General features: G+C 59.7%; 4 protein-coding genes. All 4 read right to left on the reverse strand.

Annotated elements, in window-relative coordinates; translation table 11 throughout:
* Positions 1-533: drug/metabolite exporter YedA (gene yedA, locus GHO41_RS29030; RefSeq protein ID WP_153435324.1), on the reverse strand; the 533-nt coding region annotated here is incomplete at its 3' end.
* Between the two features lie 197 nt (positions 534-730).
* Positions 731-1,342: a PolC-type DNA polymerase III gene (locus GHO41_RS29035; protein ID WP_153435325.1), complete on the reverse strand. Its 612-nt coding sequence runs from the start codon at positions 1,340-1,342 to the stop codon at positions 731-733.
* A gap of 29 nt (positions 1,343-1,371) precedes the next feature.
* Positions 1,372-1,848, reverse strand: coding sequence for an NYN domain-containing protein (locus tag GHO41_RS29040; RefSeq protein ID WP_048367811.1), 477 nt, complete (start codon positions 1,846-1,848; stop codon positions 1,372-1,374).
* A gap of 128 nt (positions 1,849-1,976) precedes the next feature.
* Positions 1,977-2,249, reverse strand: a 273-nt coding sequence (locus GHO41_RS29045; RefSeq protein WP_153435326.1) for a DUF2076 family protein, incomplete at its 5' end; no start/stop codon positions are given.

Raw genomic sequence — 2,249 nt, forward strand, 5'->3', positions numbered from 1 at the left:
GCGGGCAGCGGCAAATGGCGGCTCCACACTGAGCCAAACGCCCAGGCGGCTGCCGCAAAGAGGATCATCGCAGCGCCCAGCGGGCTGGCTTGCAGGTTGGAGCCGAGGTTAAGCATGCCGATGCCGATCAGCCCGAGCGCAATACCGGCCCATTCCAGGCGGGTGTTGCGTGCGCCCCAAAAATAGCCGAACAGCAACGTAAACAGCGGCACCGTCGCCACGGCCAGGGCCGCGACACCAGAGGCCACGCCCGAATGCTCAGCCAGGGTCACGCCACCATTGCCGCAGGCCAGCAACAGAAAACCGATCATGGCTGCCGAACGCCACTGCACAAAGGTCGGTGTCGGCGCCCCGCGCCAGCGCATGTAGCCGTACATCAAACAGCCCGCCACCAGAAAGCGCACCCCGGCCATCATCAACGGCGGCCAGGACTCAATCCCGATGCGAATCACCAGATAGGTCGAACCCCAAATAACGTACAACGCAAAAAAAGCACCGATCAGTTGTAACGGGAAACGTCGTGCGGCAGGCATGGGGGCAGCTCGGAAAGCAAAGGCAGGGGACTTGGGATTCTAGACAAAGGGCTGCGAAATAATAAGTAACAGAACGCACCAAAAGTGACCCGTACACTTTGGGGGCAGTTCATCGTGTAGGAGCGAGCTTGCCTCGCGATCTTTTAAACGATCAAAAGATCGCGAGACAAGCTCGCTCCTACGCGGGAATAAACGTTTTAGAAACCGCGATAACGCTTCAGGTGTTCGTTGATCTTCGCTGCCGGGACTTTCTGCAACTTGCACAGCAGGTCGTGATCCAGCGCTTTCAGCCCGTGCTGCTGGCGCAGTTGCTCGGCCAGGTAAGTCATCAGGTTGGCGGCCATTTCCGCATCGGCCATGGCCCGGTGAGCCTGCCCGGTGTGGGGCAAGTCGGCAAAGGCGGTCAGGGTACCCAGCTTGTGGTTGGGTGCGGCCGGCATCAGCCGCCGGGCCAGCAACAGCGAACAGGCAAAGTTCTGCAAACGGGTGCGCTTGATGCGGCCCATTTCAAAGTCCCAGAACTTTTGGTCAAACGCCGCGTTGTGTGCCACCAGCGGGGTAATCCCCACGAACTCGTTGACCTCGTTCATCACCCGCTCGGCAGGCGGCGCGGTGCGCAGCATGGCGTTGCTGATGCCGGTCAGTTGCTCGATAAACCCCGGCACCCGCACGCCGGTGTTCATCAGGCTTTGGTAACGCTCGACGATGCGCCCCTGTTCAAGTATCACCACGGCAATTTCAGTGGCCCGGCACGAGCTGCTCGGCGAAAGGCCGGTGGTTTCAAAGTCGATGACCGCAATGCGTTCCAAACCTGATCAATCCTGTTAAAAAATGAACGTTATTTAAGCAGCAAGTTGCCTTCAATCGGCACGTAACGAGTGGCCGCGCGGATCAATGAGTTGGCGGTCAGGCCGGGCACGCCATAGGCCACGGTCTGGACCCCGTGCTTGTTGGCAATGCGCTCAAGCAGCAGGTCAAAGTCGCCGTCACCCGAGGCCAGCACCACTTCATCGACATTGGCTGCCGAGTCCATGATGTCGATGGTAATGCCCACGTCCCAGTCGCCCTTGGCCGAGCCATCGCTGCGCTGAATATAAGGTTTGAGTTTTACCGTGAAGCCCAGGTTGCGCAGGATTTGCTGGAACTGCTGCTGTTTGCTGTCGCCCCGGTCAATGGCGTAGGCGTACGCCTCGACAATTTCACCGTGCTGGCTGATATCAGCCCACAGCGCCGCGTAGTTGAAATGGCAGCCATAGGCCTGGCGAACCGTGTAATAGAGGTTCTGCACATCCGCGAAGACCGCAATTTTTTTCACCGGCAAACCTCTTGAGGCCCAGGCAAGCGGGCAGGTAGGTAAAACACAAGGCCGCAGTATGCCAGCCTGCCGAGGGTTTGCGCGGATAAACCGCCCAGCGAGCCATGGGTCGCCGGGCGCTGGGGGGATCAGACGAAGGAATCGTCGTCTGAATAGAAGCTGTCGTCGTCGTTGAAACCGCCGCCATCAAAGCCTGACCGGTCGTTGTTGGCGAACTGCTGGTTGTCGTTGCCCCAGCCATTGCCGCCCGCAGACGTCGGCTCTTCGATGATTTCTTCAACCACTTGCGGCTGTTGATGATGGCTGAACAAGCTGCTGATGCCCTGGGCGAGCATCACACCACCGGCCACACCGGCGGCGGTTTTCAAGGCGCCACCGAGAAACCCGCTGCCCGCTGCAGG

Source organism: Pseudomonas sp. FSL R10-0399 (genome assembly GCF_009600165.1).
Classification (GTDB): Bacteria; Pseudomonadota; Gammaproteobacteria; order Pseudomonadales; family Pseudomonadaceae; genus Aquipseudomonas; species Aquipseudomonas helleri.